This window comes from Agathobaculum faecis, assembly GCF_014287995.1.
In the GTDB taxonomy this organism is placed as follows: domain Bacteria; phylum Bacillota; class Clostridia; order Oscillospirales; family Butyricicoccaceae; genus Agathobaculum; species Agathobaculum ammoniilyticum.
Genome location: NZ_JACOPL010000006.1, coordinates 102506 through 118177, shown reverse-complemented (window position 1 = coordinate 118177; position 15672 = coordinate 102506). Strand labels below are relative to the sequence as shown.

Here is a 15672-nt window from a genome sequence, read left to right as displayed (position 1 = left end):
GTTGTACGCTGCCGCCTTTGCTGAACAGGAGCGGATAAATATGAGTACAACAGATAAAAAGCAGAAAAGCCGTAGTTATGGGGAGGGAAGTATCTACCAGCGGAAAGACGGCCGCTGGGTTGCAAAATACCGTGATGAAGCAATGTCCAAACCGCGGTACCTGTATGGAAAAACCGAAGCTGAAGTAAAGCGCAGGCTGCGGGAGTTGAAGCGGGATGCAGCGCGCGGTATTTCTGAATGTAAAAAAGTCTTTTTCAGGGAGTATATGGAGAAATGGCTTTATACATTTAAGTTCCATGCCGTAGAGCGCAGCACCTTTGACCAGTACGAAGCAGTTTACAGAAACCATATCGAACCAGTATTGGGATATTGCCAGCTTGGAAGTATAAAAGCGGCTGATATTCAAAGGCTTCTGAACACAAAAAGCGGCCAGTATTCCTACACAGTCGTAAAGAAAATCCGTGCGCTGCTTGCCGAGGTGTTCCGGTACGCTTATACAGAGGGTGATATAGCCAAAAATCCTGTAAATAATGTGGTTATGCTGAAAAAGGGGCTTTTCAAGCCGCCCAGGAAAATCCTTGTGCTGGAAGATGAAGAAGTCTGCAGGCTGGAAGAAACCGCAAATTTGAAAAACAAAAACGGCCGGCCGGTACTGACCCATGCCAATTTGATTATATTTATCGTCCATACCGGCCTGCGGTGCGGCGAGGTGCTTGCTCTCAAATGGTCTGATATAGACTTTAAGCGGAAAACAGTGACAGTAAGCAGGAATTTGGCGCGGATCAAAGACCGCGGACAGGGTAAAAGCGGTTCCAGGCATATTAACCATGTAAAAAGCACAAAAACAGAAAGCGGTAAACGCACCGTCCCATTAAATAGTAAGGCTGTACAAGCGCTGAAAAATCTGAAAGCCATTTATAAAAAGTATGGTATTACAAGTGACAATGTAGCGAGTTCAAAAAACAATACGCCTTTGAACAACGAACGGATACACCGCCTGCTGGCCCGTATGTTAAAGCACGCTGGTATCGACAAGCCGCTGACAATCCATCAGCTCAGGCACACATTTGCGACCCGCGCATTAAAAGCGGGCGTTGCGATCAGCGTGGTAAGCAAGTGGATGGGGCATGCGAATATTTCAACCACTTATAATACCTATATCCATGCGCTTGAAAGTGAGAGGGCCGAGGCGGAAAGGCTGCTTGAAGCCATGTAGCGGATTGGTGTAACAATGGTGTATACCATCTGCAAAGTACCTCAAGAGCCGCAAAAATAGGGGATTTTGAGTGAAAAGGGGAGAAACCGTTGGTTTCCCCCTATATTGCGCTGTATGACAGCGTGAATATTGGCGATAAAACCTACTGCCTGATGGAGATTGGCGAAGATTTGGATTTCGGCAGCGTGGCTTTGGAAAAAAGTGTGTTTGGCCGGTATAGGATAGCCCGCATGTCGTATGGTGGCGGACATTTTAGGGACGGCATTATTGAAAGCGGTGGGAAAAAGTATTTTTTGTTTGCGGGCAGGGATATCACGGCCCGAATTTGCAAAGCCACAGCTTTAATCGGCGGTGAGCGCTATGAATTATATACGCCGGAACAAAAAGATCATTTTTTGCTTTATACAGAGATCAGCGATCAGGCGCAGGAAAAACATGTGGATCGAAGCGAAATAACGTTTTATGATAAAAACAACAGGGATATAACCGACCAATATAATTTATCCGGCGGCGGTATCTAAACGCTCGGTTGCCCGCCTGCGGCGGATGCCCCGCGTTGCACTATCCGAATATATACGCTTTCAACCGGCTCCGGCTCATACCGGAGCCGGTTTGCATATCTGAATTTTCCATTGCGCAAACTACTTGACAAAATGGTCCGGTTGCCGTATACTGACCATAGAACACACCCCCTCCTGGGGGAGGGGCATGAAGATGGGAGATCCAGATATGAAGCAAAGATTCCGCGTCGGCGGCATGAGCTGCGCAGCTTGTTCGGCGCATGTGGAAAAAAGTGTTTCGGCGGTGCCGGGCGTTTCCGAGGTGCAGGTCAACCTGCTCGCGGGCAGCATGGCCGTGCAGTATGACGAAACCGTATGCGATGCGCAGAAGATCATCCATGCGGTAGAGTCCGGCGGCTATACTGCGGCGGCGGACGACGGGAAGCAGCAGGCCGCGCCCGTGCAGGATCCGAAAGCGAACGACGAGCTCAGGGAAATGAAAACGCGTATCGTCGTTTCCGCGGTATTCCTGATTATTTTAATGGTGTTCTCCATGGGGCCGATGCTCGGCCTGCCGCTGCCCGCGTTCGTCAGCGGCACGGAGAATGCGTTCGCGCTTGCGCTGGTGCAGTTCCTCCTCACCCTGCCCATCGTTTTTATCAACCGCAAATACTACATCAACGGTTTTAAGACGCTGCTCCATCGCGCGCCGACCATGGACGCGCTGATCGCGGTTGGTTCGGGCGCGGCGCTGGTGTACGGCGTTTATGCTCTGTTTCAGATCGGCTATGCGTGCGCGGCGGGCGATATGCATACGGTACACACCTATGCGCACGACCTGTACTTTGAGTCCGCAGGCATGATCCTGACGCTTGTTACGCTTGGCAAATTCTTTGAAGCGCGTGCCAAGCGCAAGACCGGCGAGGCCATCGCCGCGCTCATGGACCTGCGGCCGCAGACGGCAAATGTGCTGCGCGGCGGGCAGGAGGTTTCCGTCCCGATCGAGGAGGTGTGCGTGGGCGATCTGGTGGTCGTGCGCGGCGGGCAGTCCGTTCCGGTGGATGGCGAGATCACGGAAGGGAACGCTTTCCTGGACGAAAGCGCGATCACCGGCGAGAGCATGCCGGTCGAAAAGCATACGGGAGACGCTGTTATCGGCGCGACGGTATCCAAGAGCGGCTATTTTGTGATGAAAGCCGCCCGCGTGGGCGATGACACCACGCTGTCGCAGATCATCCGGCTGGTCGAGGAGGCGGGCGCCTCCAAGGCGCCGATCGCCAAGCTGGCGGATAAGGTCGCGGGCGTGTTCGTGCCGGTCGTGATGGGGATTGCGCTGCTTACCGCCATCGTCTGGCTGATGTATGGCGAAACGCCCAGCTTCGCGCTCACCCGCGCGATCGCGGTGCTGGTTATATCCTGCCCCTGTGCGCTGGGGCTGGCAACGCCGGTCGCCATCATGGTCGGCACGGGCGTGGGTGCGAAGAACGGCGTGCTGTTCCAGTCGGCCGAGGCGCTGGAGAACCTGCATAACGTAAACAGTGTGATTCTGGACAAAACCGGCACGGTGACGCAGGGGCGTCCGGTCGTGACCGATGTCAAATCCTTTGGCGTGGAGCCGGACGACCTGCTCTCTCTCGCCTTATCGATCGAAGCGAAAAGCGACCATCCGCTTGCGGACGCGGTCGTGCGGTATGCGCGGGAGCGCAGGGTGCGGGAACGCACGGCGACGGACTTCGAGATGGTGGAAGGGCAGGGCGTGCGCGCCCGCATCGACGGGGTACCCTGCATGGCGGGCAACCGCCGCATGCTGCTGGCAAACGGGCTTGCGCTGTCTCGGTCCGCGCAGCAAATGGGCGAGGCGCTTGCCGCGGCGGGAAAAACACCGCTGTATTTTGCAGCAAACCGGCAGGTGGTTGGCATTTTTGCCGTGGCGGACGTCCTCAAGCCGACCAGCCGTGCGGCGGTCGAAGCGCTGCAGCGGCTGAATATCGAGGTCACGCTCCTGACGGGTGATAACCAGGCGACCGCTCGTTCGATTGCGGGCGAGCTGGGCGTCAGGGATGTTGTCGCCGAGGTGCTGCCGCAGGATAAGGAGCGCGTGGTACGCGAAAAGCAGGAACAGGGCCGCAAGGTCGCCATGATCGGCGACGGCATCAACGACGCACCGGCGCTCGCCCGCGCGGACGTGGGCATCGCGATCGGCGCGGGGACGGACGTTGCGATTTCCTCCGCAGATGTGGTGCTGATGAAAAGCGACCTGATGGACGCGGTCGATGCGATACGTCTGTCGCGCCGCACCATGCGGAATATCCGGCAGAACCTGTTCTGGGCGTTTTTCTATAACTGCATTGGCATCCCGATCGCGGCGGGCGTGCTGTGGCTGCCACTGCATATCGGCCTCAGCCCCATGATCGGCGCGGCGGCCATGAGCCTGAGTTCGGTCTGCGTGGTGTCCAACGCGCTGCGGCTCAAGTTTTTCCAAAGTACCCCTAAGCCGGCGGTCGAGCCGGATCAATATTTCGTATTGCCAAAGGAGGAAGCAAAAATGAAAAAGGTGATCAAGATCGAGGGAATGATGTGCGAGCATTGTGTCGCGCACGTCAAAAAGGCGCTGGAGGTGTTCCCAGGCGTGGCCGTCGAGGTGGACCTGAAGAGCGGTACGGCTACCCTGCAGGGCGACGTGATACCGGACGAGGCCAAGCTGACCGAGGCGGTGGAACAGGCCGGCTATAAGGTGGTCGGCTTTGCATGAGGGCTGACAGAAAAAAGGTGGAGCCGCTCCTGCGTACCGCGCGGGGACAGCTCGACGGCGTGCTGAAAATGATCGAGTGCGACCGCTACTGCATGGATATCGTCACCCAACTGCAGGCGGTCGAATCACTGGTACACAAGGCACAGCGTGAGGTGCTGCACGCGCACCTGTCCGGCTGCGTGCAGGAGGCGTTTGAAACGGGCGACGAGCAGGCGCGCGAGAAAAAGATCGACGAGATCATCAAGCTGCTCGACCGGTCATGACCGTGCGGCTGCCCGAATCGCTTGCACCTGTGCCGGACGCGGCGGAACGGTTCGCATGGGCCGAGCAGGAGGAGCGGACGGTTGAGGGGCTGCATCTCTGCGGCGCGGATCTGTCCGGCACATGCTATGAGGGGCTGCGGCTGCGCAGCGTGTTGTTTGAGAATTGCCGGCTGACCGGATGCCGCTGGGAGCGTGCGGATTTGGGCAACGTCGTGTTCCGGCGCTGCGAGCTGTCGAACAGCGGCTGGCGGGACGCTTTCTGGGAGCGCACGGTCTTTGAGGACTGCAAGGCGGTGGGGGCGGGCTTTGCCGAAACCGGATGGCGGCAGGCCGCGTTCGCGGCCTGTGCGCTCGCCTATGCGACGTTTGACCGCGCGCGCCTGCGCGAGGTGGCCTTTTCCGATTGCGACCTCAGCCATGCTGCGTTTCACGAATGCACCTGGAAGCGGCTGAGCCTGGACAAAACACGCCTGCGGGAAGCCAGCTTCCTGCACACGCCGCTCGCGGGGCTCGACCTGACCGGCTGTGAGCTGGACGGGCTTGTGGTTTCGGACACCAATGCCGAGCTGCGCGGCGCGATTGTGACAGCGGAGCAGGCGGCCATGCTGGCAAAGCGTTTGGGGCTGGTGATAAAAGAATAGGAAAACTTGTGCCGCGGGATTCCGCGGCACGAGTTTTTTGACAGCATGGATGAAGGCGGCATATCCGCGCCGCCTTACAGAAATGCTTGCAGCGCGTCGAGCAGCCGGTCCATCTGTTCGTCCGTGCCGATCGTAATGCGCAAATAATTTTCGATGCGCGGCAGCCTGAAATAGCGAATATAGATATTTTTTTGCCGCAGATATTCAAAAATGACCGGCGCTTCCTTTTTGGGGTGCGTGACGAACAGGAAGTTGGTCAGGGAGGGGAGGACGGTAAAGCCCAGCCCGCGCAGCGCTGCGGCCGAACGGTCGCGCGTCTCCGCCACCCGCCGGCAGGTCTCCTGAAAATACCGCTCATCCTCGACCGAGGCTTGCCCCGCCGCGAGCGCGAGCACATCCATTGTATAGGAATTGTAGGAGTTTTTGACCGCTTCGAGCGTGGAGATCAGCACCTCTGAGCCAAGTGCGTAGCCGATGCGCATACCCGCGAGAGAGCGGGATTTGCTCATGGTCTGCACGACCAGCAGGTTTTCGTATTTGCCGAGCAGGGGTACGGCGCTTTGCGCGCCGAAGTCGACATAGGCCTCGTCGATGATAACCACGCAGTCCTGGTTATGCTGCAAAAGATCCTCAAGGAAATCCAGCGTTACGCCGCGTCCGGTCGGCGCGTTTGGATTGGGAAGGATAACGCCGCCGTTCGGCTGGTCGTAGCCGCGGACGCGCACACGGAAATCCCCGTCCAGCGGCACGGTTTCGTAAGGGATGCGGAACAGATTGCACCAGACCGGATAGAACGAATAGGTGATATCCGGATAAAGGACCGGCCGGTCCGAGCAGAAAAACGCCTGAAAGGCAAGCGCAAGCACATCGTCTGAGCCGTTTCCGAGGAACACCTGCGCGGGTTTTACGCCGAAGCGTCCGGCTAGCGTGGACTTGAGCGCCTTGCCGTTTGCGTCCGGATAGAGGGCGAGCTGGGCGGCGTCGAAGCGGCGCAGGATTTCCTGTACGCACGGCGCGGGCGGATACGGGTTCTCATTGGCGTTCAGCTTGATGATATCGGCGGCCTGTGGCTGCTCGCCCGGCACATAGGGGTCGATTTTGCGGAGCTTATCGAGAAAAGGCTTGTCCATAAGGCACTCTCCTGTTGCAGTTTGTTGACTGCGGACAGTTTATCACAGTAAAGCAAAAAAGTCAAGCCCTGTTTGTGTTGGACTGCCAGGTGTGGTATAATCAACACATATAGAAATGCATACGCCCGCATCCCCTGTAAACCTGACTGGATGGAGGAAAAGAACGCCATGTACCAACCCTTAGCCGATAAGCTGCGCCCGCAGACGCTGGACGACGTGGTCGGCCAGCGGCACTTGCTCGGTCCGAACGGCTTGCTGCGCCGCGTGATCGAGAGCGGAAATATCCCCAACCTGATCTTTTACGGCCCGTCCGGCGTGGGCAAGACCACGGTTGCGTCCATCATCGCAAAGCAGACCGACCGCAAGCTGTATCACCTGAACGCCACGACTGCGGGCATCGCGGATATCAAGGCCATCATCGACGAGCTGGACACCTTCCTCGCCCCCAATGGCGCGCTGGTTTATCTGGACGAGATCCAGTATTTCAACAAAAAGCAGCAGCAGAGCCTTCTTGAGTTCATAGAAACGGGTAAAATGACGCTGGTCGCGTCCACGACCGAGAATCCGTATTTTTATATTTACAACGCGATCCTCAGTCGCTGCACGGTATTCGAGTTCAAGCCGGTCGGTCCGACGGATATGAAGCGCGCGGTCGAGCGGGCGCTTGCGCTCGCCATCGGGGAGCGGGACATCCCTGTCGAGGACGGAGTAGCCGCGCACATCGCGCAGGCGGTCGGCGGCGATGTGCGCAAGGCACTGGGCGCGGTTGAACTGCTTGTTCTGGGCGCGGGGGAAAGCGGTGTCACCCTTGCAGATGCGGAGCAGGCCGCCCAGCGCTCGCATATGCGGTACGACCGCGATGGGGATAGCCACTATGATATCCTGTCCGCGCTACAGAAGTCCATCCGCGGGTCGGATCCGGACGCGGCGCTGCATTACCTCGCGCGTCTGCTGGAGGCAGGGGACATGATCTCCGCCGCGCGGCGCATGCTGGTCATCGCGAGCGAGGATGTGGGGCTGGCCTATCCGCAGTGCGTGGCCATCGTTAAGGCGTGTGTGGACAGCGCGTTCCAGCTTGGACTGCCGGAGGCGCGGATTCCGCTGGCTGAGGCGGCTGTGCTTATGGCGACCGCGCCGAAATCGAACAGTGCGCTGATGGGGATGGAAGCGGCTCTTGCAGATGTCCGCGCAGGCCGGACCGGCGACATCCCCGCGCATATCAGGGACGCGCATTACGGCGGCGCGGCCAAGCTGGGACGCGGACTGACCTACCGGTATCCGCACGACTTCCCGCACCATTGGACCGCGCAGCAATATCTGCCGGACGAGCTGAAAGGCGCGCGGTATTATGAGTACGGACCCAACAAGACCGAGCAGGCGGCCAAGGCGTATTGGGAGAAAATAAAAGGGTAGCGGACAGAACCAGCGGGAGAGGCCGCCCCCCTCCCGCTGGCTGTTATTCAAATTCCGTCGCAATGTATTTCCGGTCGCAGCAGTCCGGCGTGTAGACCCACTGGCTGATATGCCCGTCGGTGATGAAATACCGCGGCGGCGGGGGCGGCTCGCGGCAGGCGAGCACATCGATCACGGTCAGCTTGATCTTCATGCGCTGGGGCAGGATGGATTTGATATACACGGAAACCACCGTGCCTGCGGACAGGTCGCCGCGCGGCTCCGCCAGGCCGGAAAGGTTGGGCGCAAGCTCGATGAACACGCCGTAAGGTTCCACCGACCGCACCACGCCGCGTACGGTTTCGCCGGGGGAGAAAAGGGCGGCGTTCTGCTCCCAGGTGCCAAGCAGCTCCCGATGGGTAAGCGAAATGCGCCGCGCGTCGCGGTCAACCGCGCGCACGGCTGCATAGATGTGCTGTCCCACCCGCAACCGGTCGTGCGGATGGAAAATGCGGGAAACCGAAAGGTTCTCTATGCCGATCAGCGAGGCCACGCCGCAGCCGATATCCACGAACGCGCCGAACGGCTCCAGGTGGGTCACCCTGGCGGGGATCACGTCGCCCGGCCGGAGCGATGCGAGCAAATGGTCCTGCGCCCGCTGCTGGGCGATCGTGCGGGAAAGCCAGACGGTCGGCGGCGCGGTGCTTTCGTCCAGCTCCGTGATGACAAAACAGGTGGGCTTGCCGACGCGGGACAGGATGGCGATTTCCCTGGTGTCCCCCTCCGCAACGCCGAGCGCGCAGCATGAGCGCGGCATGATGCCCTGCGCGAAGCCAAAATCGAACAACAGGTCGTGCGCGGCGGTGCATCGCTGTGTGACCGCCTCCAGGATCATGCCCTCGTCCTGTGCACGGCGCAGTCCGTCGACCGATTCAAACGCCTGCCGCACAGCGGGAAGTGCGGCGTAACTGCCCTCGGGCAGATAGGATTCGCTTGTTTTCATAAAAGCCGAGCCTCCTTTGGGGTCTGCCTTACTATATGAAAAAACGGCTGGGAATAGCACCGCGGATGTGGTATGATTATAAAGAGGAATCGATAAGCCGCCGCGGAGGGATAGCCCCGCGGCATATGGGAGGAGTGATTGCGTGGATGTACAGGTCAATGATGTCCTGACCATGAAGAAGCCGCATCCCTGCGGCTCCAAGCAATGGAGGGTGCTACGCACCGGCATGGATTTCAAGCTCAAATGCCTGGGCTGCGGGCATGAGGTCATGCTGCCGCGCAGCAAGGCGGAAAAAAATATACGTACCATAGAACGGGAGGGGACGATTGTATGCTGATCGATGGAAAACAGATGCATATTCAGATTCAAAAGGGGGATATCGGCCGGTATGTCATCCTGCCGGGCGACCCGGGTCGCTGCGGCAAGATCGCGCGCTATTTTGAGGAGCCGAAGCAGATCGCGCAGAACCGCGAATATACGTTGTGGACGGGCAGACTGGACGGCGTATCCGTCGCGGTATGCTCGACCGGCATCGGCGGCCCGTCCGCCGCGATCGCGCTGGAGGAGCTGGTCGAGTGCGGCGCGGACACGTTCATCCGCGTGGGGACATCGGGCGGCATCGTGGACGAGGTGTGCGGCGGCGATATCGTGATCGCAACCGCGGCCATCCGGCAGGAGGGAACGAGCCGCGAATACCTGCCCATCGAGTTCCCAGCGGCGGCGGATTTCTCGGTTGTTGCCGCACTGCGGGAGGCGGCGGTGCGGCTCGGCCTCACCCATCATATCGGCGTGATCCAGTCCAAGGACAGCTTTTACGGTGAGATACGGCCCGCGCAGCAGCCTGTTGCGGAGGAACTGCTCGCCAAATGGAAGGCGTGGAAGGCCGCAGGCGCGCTGACGAGCGAAATGGAGACCGCGGCGCTGTTCATTGTGGCGCAGGTGCTGCATGTGCGATGCGGCGCGGTACTCAACGTCCTGTGGAACGCGGATAACGACGAGGCGCCCAATATTCCGCCCGATGCGTCCGAGCGCGGTGTCCGTGCGGCGGTCGAGGCGCTGCGTATCCTCATTCGGGAGGACGGAGCGCAGGCATGAACAAGAAAAAAAACGATACGCGCGAGGCCGACCTGGGACGAGATCCGGTCGGCCCGCTGCTCGTCCGCCTGGCGCTGCCGACGATCTGCGCGCAGGTGGTCAACCTTTTGTATAATATCGTGGACCGCATCTACATCGGCCGCATACCGGACGAGGGGGCGCTCGCGCTGACCGGCATGGGCGTGACCTTTCCGGTTATCACACTGATTGCGGCGTTCGCGGCGCTGATCGGCATGGGCGGCGCGCCGCGCGCCTCCATTGCCATGGGTGCGGGCGAGCACGAAAAAGCCGAGCGCACGCTCGGCACCTGTACGGCCGCGCTGTGGGCGCTCGCGGTCGTGCTGACGGCGGTGTTCCTGCTGTTCCAGGAGCCGCTCCTTGTATTGTTCGGCGCGTCCGCAGACACGCTGCCCTATGCGATGCAGTATCTCAACATTTACGTTCTGGGTACCATCTTCGTCATGACCGCGCTGGGGCTGAACGGCTTTATCACCGCGCAGGGCAAATCCGGCGTGGCGATGAAGACGGTGCTGATCGGTGCGGTGCTCAACGTTGTGCTCGATCCGGTGTTCATTTTCCTGTTCGGCATGGGGGTGCGCGGCGCGGCGGTCGCGACCGTGATTTCGCAGGCGGTGTCCGCGCTGTGGGTAGTCCGGTTTTTGGTAGGCCCTTCCAGCGAGCTGCGGCTGAAAAAGGCCTTTTTCCGGCTGGACAGGCGCCTGCTCTGGCCCGCGGTCGCACTGGGCGCGTCGCCCTTTGTCATGCAGTCGACAGAAAGCCTGCTGACGGTGACGTTCAACGTCTCCCTGCAAAAGTACGGCGGCGACCTCGCGGTCGGCGCCATGACCATCCTCACCTCGGTCATGCAGATGATGCAGATGCCGCTGCTGGGGCTGATGCAGGGTGCGCAGCCCATACTGAGCTTCAATTACGGCGCGGGGAACAGTAAGCGGATGAAGGAGGTTATCCGGTACAGCGTGCTGATCGGCGCGGTGTTTGTGTGCTGCGTCTGGGTGGTGGTACAGCTTTCCCCGCGGACGGTGGTATACCTGTTCAACCACAAGCCGGAACTGGTCGAGATGACCGCGTGGGCGCTGCGGATTTATATGGCGGTGGGCTTTACTGCGGCGTTCCAGTGGGGGTTCCAGCAGTCGTTCGTCGCTCTGGGGGAGGCGAAAATATCCTTGTTCCTTGCGCTGGAGCGCAAGATCATCCTTCTGATCCCACTGATCCTGATTCTGCCGCGCTTCTTTGAGGATAAGCTGTTCGCGGTGTTCCTTGCGGAGCCGGTGGCGGATTTCCTTGCCGCGGCGACGACCACGGTCCTGTTTTTCTTCCGTTTCCGCCGGATTACGCGCAATATGCAGCAAAAAAGCGTGGAGCCATAGGCTCCACGCTTTTTATTCCGGTTCCAGCAGGCATACACAGTGCGCGGCGATGCCCTGCTCCGTTCCGGTAAAGCCAAGCCCTTCCTCGGTTGTGGCCTTGACCGAGATCCGGTCCGTTTCGCAGCCAATGGCCGCGGCCAGGTTTTCACGCATCTGTGGGATGTGCGGCGCGAGCCGCGGGGCCTGGGCGAGTACAGTCGCGTCCAGGTTGCCCAGCTGCCAGCCGCGCTCCCGCAGCAACGCGGCTACCTGACGCAGCAGCGCGAGGCTGTCCGCGCCCGCGTAACGCGGGTCGGTATCCGGAAAATGCCTGCCGATATCGCCGAGCGCGAGCGCGCCGAGCAGCGCGTCCATCACCGCGTGGGTGAGGACATCCGCATCCGAATGCCCCGCGAGTCCCGTCCTGTGCGGGATATCCACGCCGCCGATGATGCACCTGCGCCCCTGTTCCAGCCGGTGTACGTCGTAACCGTGCCCGATCCGCATGTTCAGATTTCCTCCTTTTGCAGCAACGCCTCGGCGACCGCGATATCCTCGGGCGTCGTGATCTTGATGTTTTCATAGCTTCCGTGGGTGGCGTATACGGGCTGGCCGAGCGCTTCGACTGCGGCGCAGTCGTCGGTATAGGCCTGTCCCTGACGCGCAGCCTCGTTCAGCGCGCGCAGAAGCAGCGGGCGCGCGAATACCTGCGGTGTCTGCACGGCCGCAAGGGTGTCGCGCGGCACGTCGGCCGCGATGACGCCGTTCTCGATGCGCTTGATGCTGTCCTTGACCGGAACGACCGGCGCGGCCGCGCCGTGCGCAGCGGCCGCATAGACCGCCTCGGAGATGACCGCCTCGGAGACGAGCGGCCGCGCGCCGTCATGCACGGCCACAAGCGCCGTATCCTCCGGCGCGGCGTTGACGCCGGCCAGGACGGAGGCGGTCCTGCTACCCCCGCCGCGCGTGACCGTGCGCAGCTTGGAGATGCCAAACGTCCGCGCAAGCTCGGTATAGGGGACGATATCCTGCTCGCGGCACACCAGCACGATATCGCGCACATCGGCGCATTTTTCAAACGCGGCCAGCGTATGCGCCAGCACGGGGACGTCCCCGAGCGGCAGCAGCAACTTGTTTTCCCCGCCCATACGGCGGGACGAGCCGGCGGCGACAATCACCGCGCAGACCGCGGCGGGTACGGCTTTTTTCTTCCGTTTTCCAAACATGGCATACGCTCCTTAAAAAAGGCTTTGCAGCAATGCAAAGCCTTTGCTCAGATACATAATCTTTGACGGATGAGGTTCCCAGCCTCCTCGGGGGAAATGCCGAGCGAAAAAGCCAGCTCGGAGGCCAGGATCTGCTTGGCGGAAGCGAGCATCTTCTTTTCCCCAGTGGACAGGCCGCGTTCGCGGTCCCGCTCCGCAAGGTTTTTGACGACCTGCGCGACCTCGAGCAGGTCGCCCGAACGGATATGCAGCATATTTTCCCGATAGCGCTGGTTCCAACCCTTATCCTCGCTGCGCGCAACGTCGTCCAGCTTGTGCAGGAAAGCCTCGGCCTGCGCTCTGGAGCATACCGGACGTATCCCGAGCTTTTCGCAGGAATCGACCGGAATAAAGAGCTGCGTGTCGCCGAACGCGGGGCGGAGCGCATAATACTGCGCGGGCGTACCGTCAATGGTGCGCTCGACAATATCTTCGATTACGCCTGCGCCGTGCAGAGGGTGTACGATCTGATCGCCGATGTGAAACATGTAGCCTCCGTTCCAGCAAACCTCTGATGGTATTTTTATCTTACACCTATTCGGTGGTTTTGGCAAGGTTTTTCATTGTTTGGGCGCTGATCAGTGCGCCGATGAGCAGCAGCCAGGCACCGCCGCCCTGCCGCCACAGCCAGCAGCCTGTGGTGAGAAGTCCGGCCATGACAGCCAGCGAAAGCGCGCCGCGCGCGAATGGGAACCGGCCGCCGGCGAGGTGGCAAAGCGCCATGCCGCCGTCGAGCGGCGGCATGGGGAGCAGGTTAAACGCGCCGAGCAACATGCTTGCGCCCGCAAGGCGGTAAAGCCCAAGCTCTCCGGCGAAGGCGGTAAGCGCAAAGCTGGCCGCCGGACCGGCAAGACAGACTGCGGCGCGAGCGCAGCGGCCCTCTGGCAGGGTGCAGCGAAGCACGGCGCCGCAGGCGGTAAGCGTCAGCCGAAGCACCCGACCGCCCGCAAGGGACAGCACCAGCACATGCCCCAGCTCGTGTATGGCCGCGGCAAGCAGGAACAGCGGCAGGGTATTGGTTTCGTCCACACACCAGAGCGCGGCCAGCAGCACGAGGAACCCGTCGCGGACCTCAAGCCTTTTCACTTAAAGCTCGGTCAGGTAATCGGATGGGTCAAGGGCGGCGCCATCCTTCCACAGCTCAAGGTGCAGGTGCGGGCCGGTCGCGTTGCCGGTCTGGCCGACGCGTGCGATTTCCTCCCCGCAGCTTACCGAATCGCCCACCTTGGCCGAGATGCTGCTGCAGTGCGCGTAAAGCGTGGAAAAGCCGTCGTCGTGGTCTACAATTAGATAATTGCCGTAGCTCGACTCCCCGATCTCGCGCACCGTCCCATCCGCAAAGGCGCCGATCCGGACGCCTTCATCCGCTGCGATGTCCAAGCCGTAATGAAAGCCCGGCTGTCCTGTGGTCGGGCTGAGACGGCTGCCGAAGTCCGAAGTCAATGTGCCTTCGGCGGGCAGGATGTGTTCGAATTCCATCGGATAGACGGTCTGGTCGACCGTATCGGGGAACAACGTTTTTTCCCGCCCCAGGATGTCGTCCGCGCCGCCGGAGGATACGGCATAGTCTGGCTCCTTCTCCTGGCTGTCCGGCTGTGCGCCGAATACCTCGCTGACATCCTGCACCGTATCATCCCCGCCGAACACGGCAAGGATACGGTCCGCGCCCGGCAGTCCGGCCAGCGCCGTCGCCGCTTTTTCGCGCGCGGAAACGGCGAGGGGCGCGTCCGCATATTTGATGATTCCCGCGGCGAGAATGAGTACCACCACGAGCAGCAGCCCTTTTCCGCTGCCGGCGCGTTTGCGCGCCGGACGTCTTCCTGTCATGTTCGCCGCCTCCTTTCCTCTGATGAAAGGGTATGAGAAAGGGGACAGGAATATGACTGCGCGGCCATATGCTATACAAAGAAAGTCCGGCAGCGGAGGCGCGTACGCTGGACGCACCTCCGCTGCCGGAAGCTTGTAGATTGTGAAAGAAAGAGGATGGCTTACGGTTTGCTGCAGTCGAGCAGGATTTTCGGGTATTTGGATGTTTTGAATACCTCGAAGCTCTCCACCGCCTCGCTCAGCGGCATAATCTTGCCGATGATCTTGTCGGTCTGCATGCGCTCGATCATGTTGATGGAGCGGTTCATGATCGTGGTCGTGGTGAATACGGTCTGGATGCGGCCCTCCTTCATGTACAGGTCATGCAGGTTAAGCGGCATCTCGAATTTGGGCGGGAATACCGCGAAGTAAACCGCGGTCCCGCAGCGGGCCAGGATCTTGAGCGGCGTTTCGGAAGCCTTGGGGGAGCCCGACATCTCGAACACATAGTCGAAGCCCAGTCCGTCGGTGATTTCCATGGCGCGGGCGACCGCGTCCTCGTTAAAGGGATCGATCGCGTACTGCGCGCCCATGGAGAGCGCCAGCTCGCGTTTTTCGGGTACCGGATCGATGACTGTGATGCGAGCCGCACCCGAGAGCAGGATCTGGTTGAGCATGATTGAGCCGATGCCGCCGACGCCGGCGACGCATACGGTCGCGCCGTGGCGGATGGGGGCAAGGTCCATGGCGCGCAGACAGCAGTTGGTCGGCTCCACGATCGCGTAATCACGCAGCTCAACGTTGTCCGGCAGCTTGTAGATCGTTTTGACATCCGTGACGACATATTCCGCGAAAGCGCCGGTGGGTTTGGAATTGATGCAGTACTGCGTCATGCCCTTTTTGCACCATTCGCATTCGCCGCAGTGGGAAACGGGGAACATCGTAACCTTGTCGCCCACCTTATAGCCGGCGGCGGCAGCTTGCTCGCCCAGTTCGACGATCGTGCCGGAGGCCTCGTGTCCGAGCGGGGCGGGGGGCTTGCTGTTCATGACGCCCATCGTCACCTGATGCACGTCGGTCGCGCAAAGCGCGGCGTATGCGACCTTGACCTTGACCTCGTTGGGCTTGACCTGCGGGATTTCGACCTCGCGCAGTTCGATCTGGTCCCAATCCACCCACCAGAGCTGCTTCATTGTTGCCATGATATAGACACTCCTTTCAGAAAATCCGTGTGACAGGTAC

General features: G+C 60.3%; 17 protein-coding genes. 9 read left to right on the top strand and 8 right to left on the bottom strand.

The window, feature by feature from the left end:
- The first annotated feature begins 1 nt into the window (after position 1).
- The 5 genes from H8S45_RS07815 (at position 2) to H8S45_RS07795 (ending at position 5372) form a co-directional block, all read left to right on the top strand.
- Entirely contained in the window at positions 2 to 1216 is a 1215-nt protein-coding gene (locus tag H8S45_RS07815; RefSeq protein WP_186949895.1) for a tyrosine-type recombinase/integrase, read from the top strand.
- A gap of 89 nt (positions 1217 to 1305) precedes the next feature.
- The gene (locus H8S45_RS07810) at positions 1306 to 1737 is read left to right on the top strand and encodes a hypothetical protein (RefSeq protein WP_186949893.1); all 432 of its coding nucleotides are present in this window, start codon (positions 1306 to 1308) and stop codon (positions 1735 to 1737) included.
- A gap of 208 nt (positions 1738 to 1945) precedes the next feature.
- Positions 1946 to 4468 carry a heavy metal translocating P-type ATPase gene (locus H8S45_RS07805; protein ID WP_186949891.1) on the top strand — a complete coding sequence of 841 codons (2523 nt, stop codon included), beginning with the start codon at positions 1946 to 1948 and terminating at the stop codon, positions 4466 to 4468.
- Positions 4465 to 4731, top strand: coding sequence for a metal-sensing transcriptional repressor (locus tag H8S45_RS07800; RefSeq protein WP_107631701.1), 267 nt, complete (start codon positions 4465 to 4467; stop codon positions 4729 to 4731). The genes H8S45_RS07805 and H8S45_RS07800 overlap by 4 nt, the downstream gene beginning before the upstream one ends.
- Positions 4728 to 5372, top strand: a complete 645-nt coding sequence (locus tag H8S45_RS07795) for a pentapeptide repeat-containing protein (protein ID WP_054326402.1) — start codon at positions 4728 to 4730, stop codon at positions 5370 to 5372. The genes H8S45_RS07800 and H8S45_RS07795 overlap by 4 nt, the downstream gene beginning before the upstream one ends.
- Positions 5373 to 5446: 74 nt before the next feature.
- Here the strand turns inward: H8S45_RS07795 and hisC are convergent, their stop codons facing one another.
- On the bottom strand, positions 5447 to 6502 hold the full coding sequence (hisC, locus tag H8S45_RS07790) for a histidinol-phosphate transaminase (protein ID WP_186949889.1): 1056 nt from the start codon (positions 6500 to 6502) through the stop codon (positions 5447 to 5449).
- A gap of 168 nt (positions 6503 to 6670) precedes the next feature.
- Here hisC and H8S45_RS07785 point away from each other — a divergent pair, with 168 nt between their 5' ends.
- A complete protein-coding gene (locus H8S45_RS07785; protein WP_054326404.1) occupies positions 6671 to 7915 on the top strand; it encodes a replication-associated recombination protein A in 1245 nt (414 codons plus the stop codon).
- 43 nt (positions 7916 to 7958) lie between these two features.
- Here the strand turns inward: H8S45_RS07785 and H8S45_RS07780 are convergent, their stop codons facing one another.
- Positions 7959 to 8897: a S1 RNA-binding domain-containing protein gene (locus H8S45_RS07780; protein ID WP_054326405.1), complete on the bottom strand. Its 939-nt coding sequence runs from the start codon at positions 8895 to 8897 to the stop codon at positions 7959 to 7961.
- A gap of 142 nt (positions 8898 to 9039) precedes the next feature.
- Between H8S45_RS07780 and H8S45_RS07775 the strand changes: the two genes are divergently transcribed.
- Genes H8S45_RS07775 through H8S45_RS07765 form a run of 3 tightly spaced genes read left to right on the top strand, consistent with a single transcriptional unit; the run spans position 9040 to position 11380 of the window.
- Positions 9040 to 9234 carry a DUF951 domain-containing protein gene (locus H8S45_RS07775; RefSeq protein WP_107631704.1) on the top strand — a complete coding sequence of 65 codons (195 nt, stop codon included), beginning with the start codon at positions 9040 to 9042 and terminating at the stop codon, positions 9232 to 9234.
- A complete protein-coding gene (udp, locus tag H8S45_RS07770; RefSeq protein ID WP_054326406.1) occupies positions 9228 to 9992 on the top strand; it encodes a uridine phosphorylase in 765 nt (254 codons plus the stop codon). The genes H8S45_RS07775 and udp overlap by 7 nt, the downstream gene beginning before the upstream one ends.
- The gene (locus H8S45_RS07765) at positions 9989 to 11380 is read left to right on the top strand and encodes an MATE family efflux transporter (RefSeq protein WP_147573990.1); all 1392 of its coding nucleotides are present in this window, start codon (positions 9989 to 9991) and stop codon (positions 11378 to 11380) included. Before udp ends, H8S45_RS07765 begins: the two co-directional genes overlap by 4 nt.
- 12 nt (positions 11381 to 11392) lie before the next feature.
- On the opposite strand, the gene ispF is transcribed toward H8S45_RS07765, so the two are convergent.
- The 6 genes from ispF to H8S45_RS07735 form a co-directional block, all read right to left on the bottom strand.
- On the bottom strand, positions 11393 to 11866 hold the full coding sequence (ispF, locus tag H8S45_RS07760; RefSeq protein WP_054326407.1) for a 2-C-methyl-D-erythritol 2,4-cyclodiphosphate synthase: 474 nt from the start codon (positions 11864 to 11866) through the stop codon (positions 11393 to 11395).
- A 2-nt stretch (positions 11867 to 11868) separates the two neighbouring features.
- Positions 11869 to 12585, bottom strand: a complete 717-nt coding sequence (ispD, locus tag H8S45_RS07755; RefSeq protein WP_054326408.1) for a 2-C-methyl-D-erythritol 4-phosphate cytidylyltransferase — start codon at positions 12583 to 12585, stop codon at positions 11869 to 11871.
- A gap of 47 nt (positions 12586 to 12632) precedes the next feature.
- Positions 12633 to 13112, bottom strand: a complete 480-nt coding sequence (locus tag H8S45_RS07750; RefSeq protein ID WP_054326409.1) for a CarD family transcriptional regulator — start codon at positions 13110 to 13112, stop codon at positions 12633 to 12635.
- A gap of 46 nt (positions 13113 to 13158) precedes the next feature.
- A complete protein-coding gene (locus tag H8S45_RS07745; protein ID WP_107631706.1) occupies positions 13159 to 13710 on the bottom strand; it encodes a zinc metalloprotease in 552 nt (183 codons plus the stop codon).
- Positions 13711 to 14451 carry a M23 family metallopeptidase gene (locus tag H8S45_RS07740; RefSeq protein ID WP_054326411.1) on the bottom strand — a complete coding sequence of 247 codons (741 nt, stop codon included), beginning with the start codon at positions 14449 to 14451 and terminating at the stop codon, positions 13711 to 13713.
- Between the two features lie 161 nt (positions 14452 to 14612).
- The gene (locus H8S45_RS07735; RefSeq protein ID WP_159068179.1) at positions 14613 to 15632 is read right to left on the bottom strand and encodes a zinc-dependent alcohol dehydrogenase; all 1020 of its coding nucleotides are present in this window, start codon (positions 15630 to 15632) and stop codon (positions 14613 to 14615) included.
- Positions 15633 to 15672 lie beyond the last annotated feature (40 nt).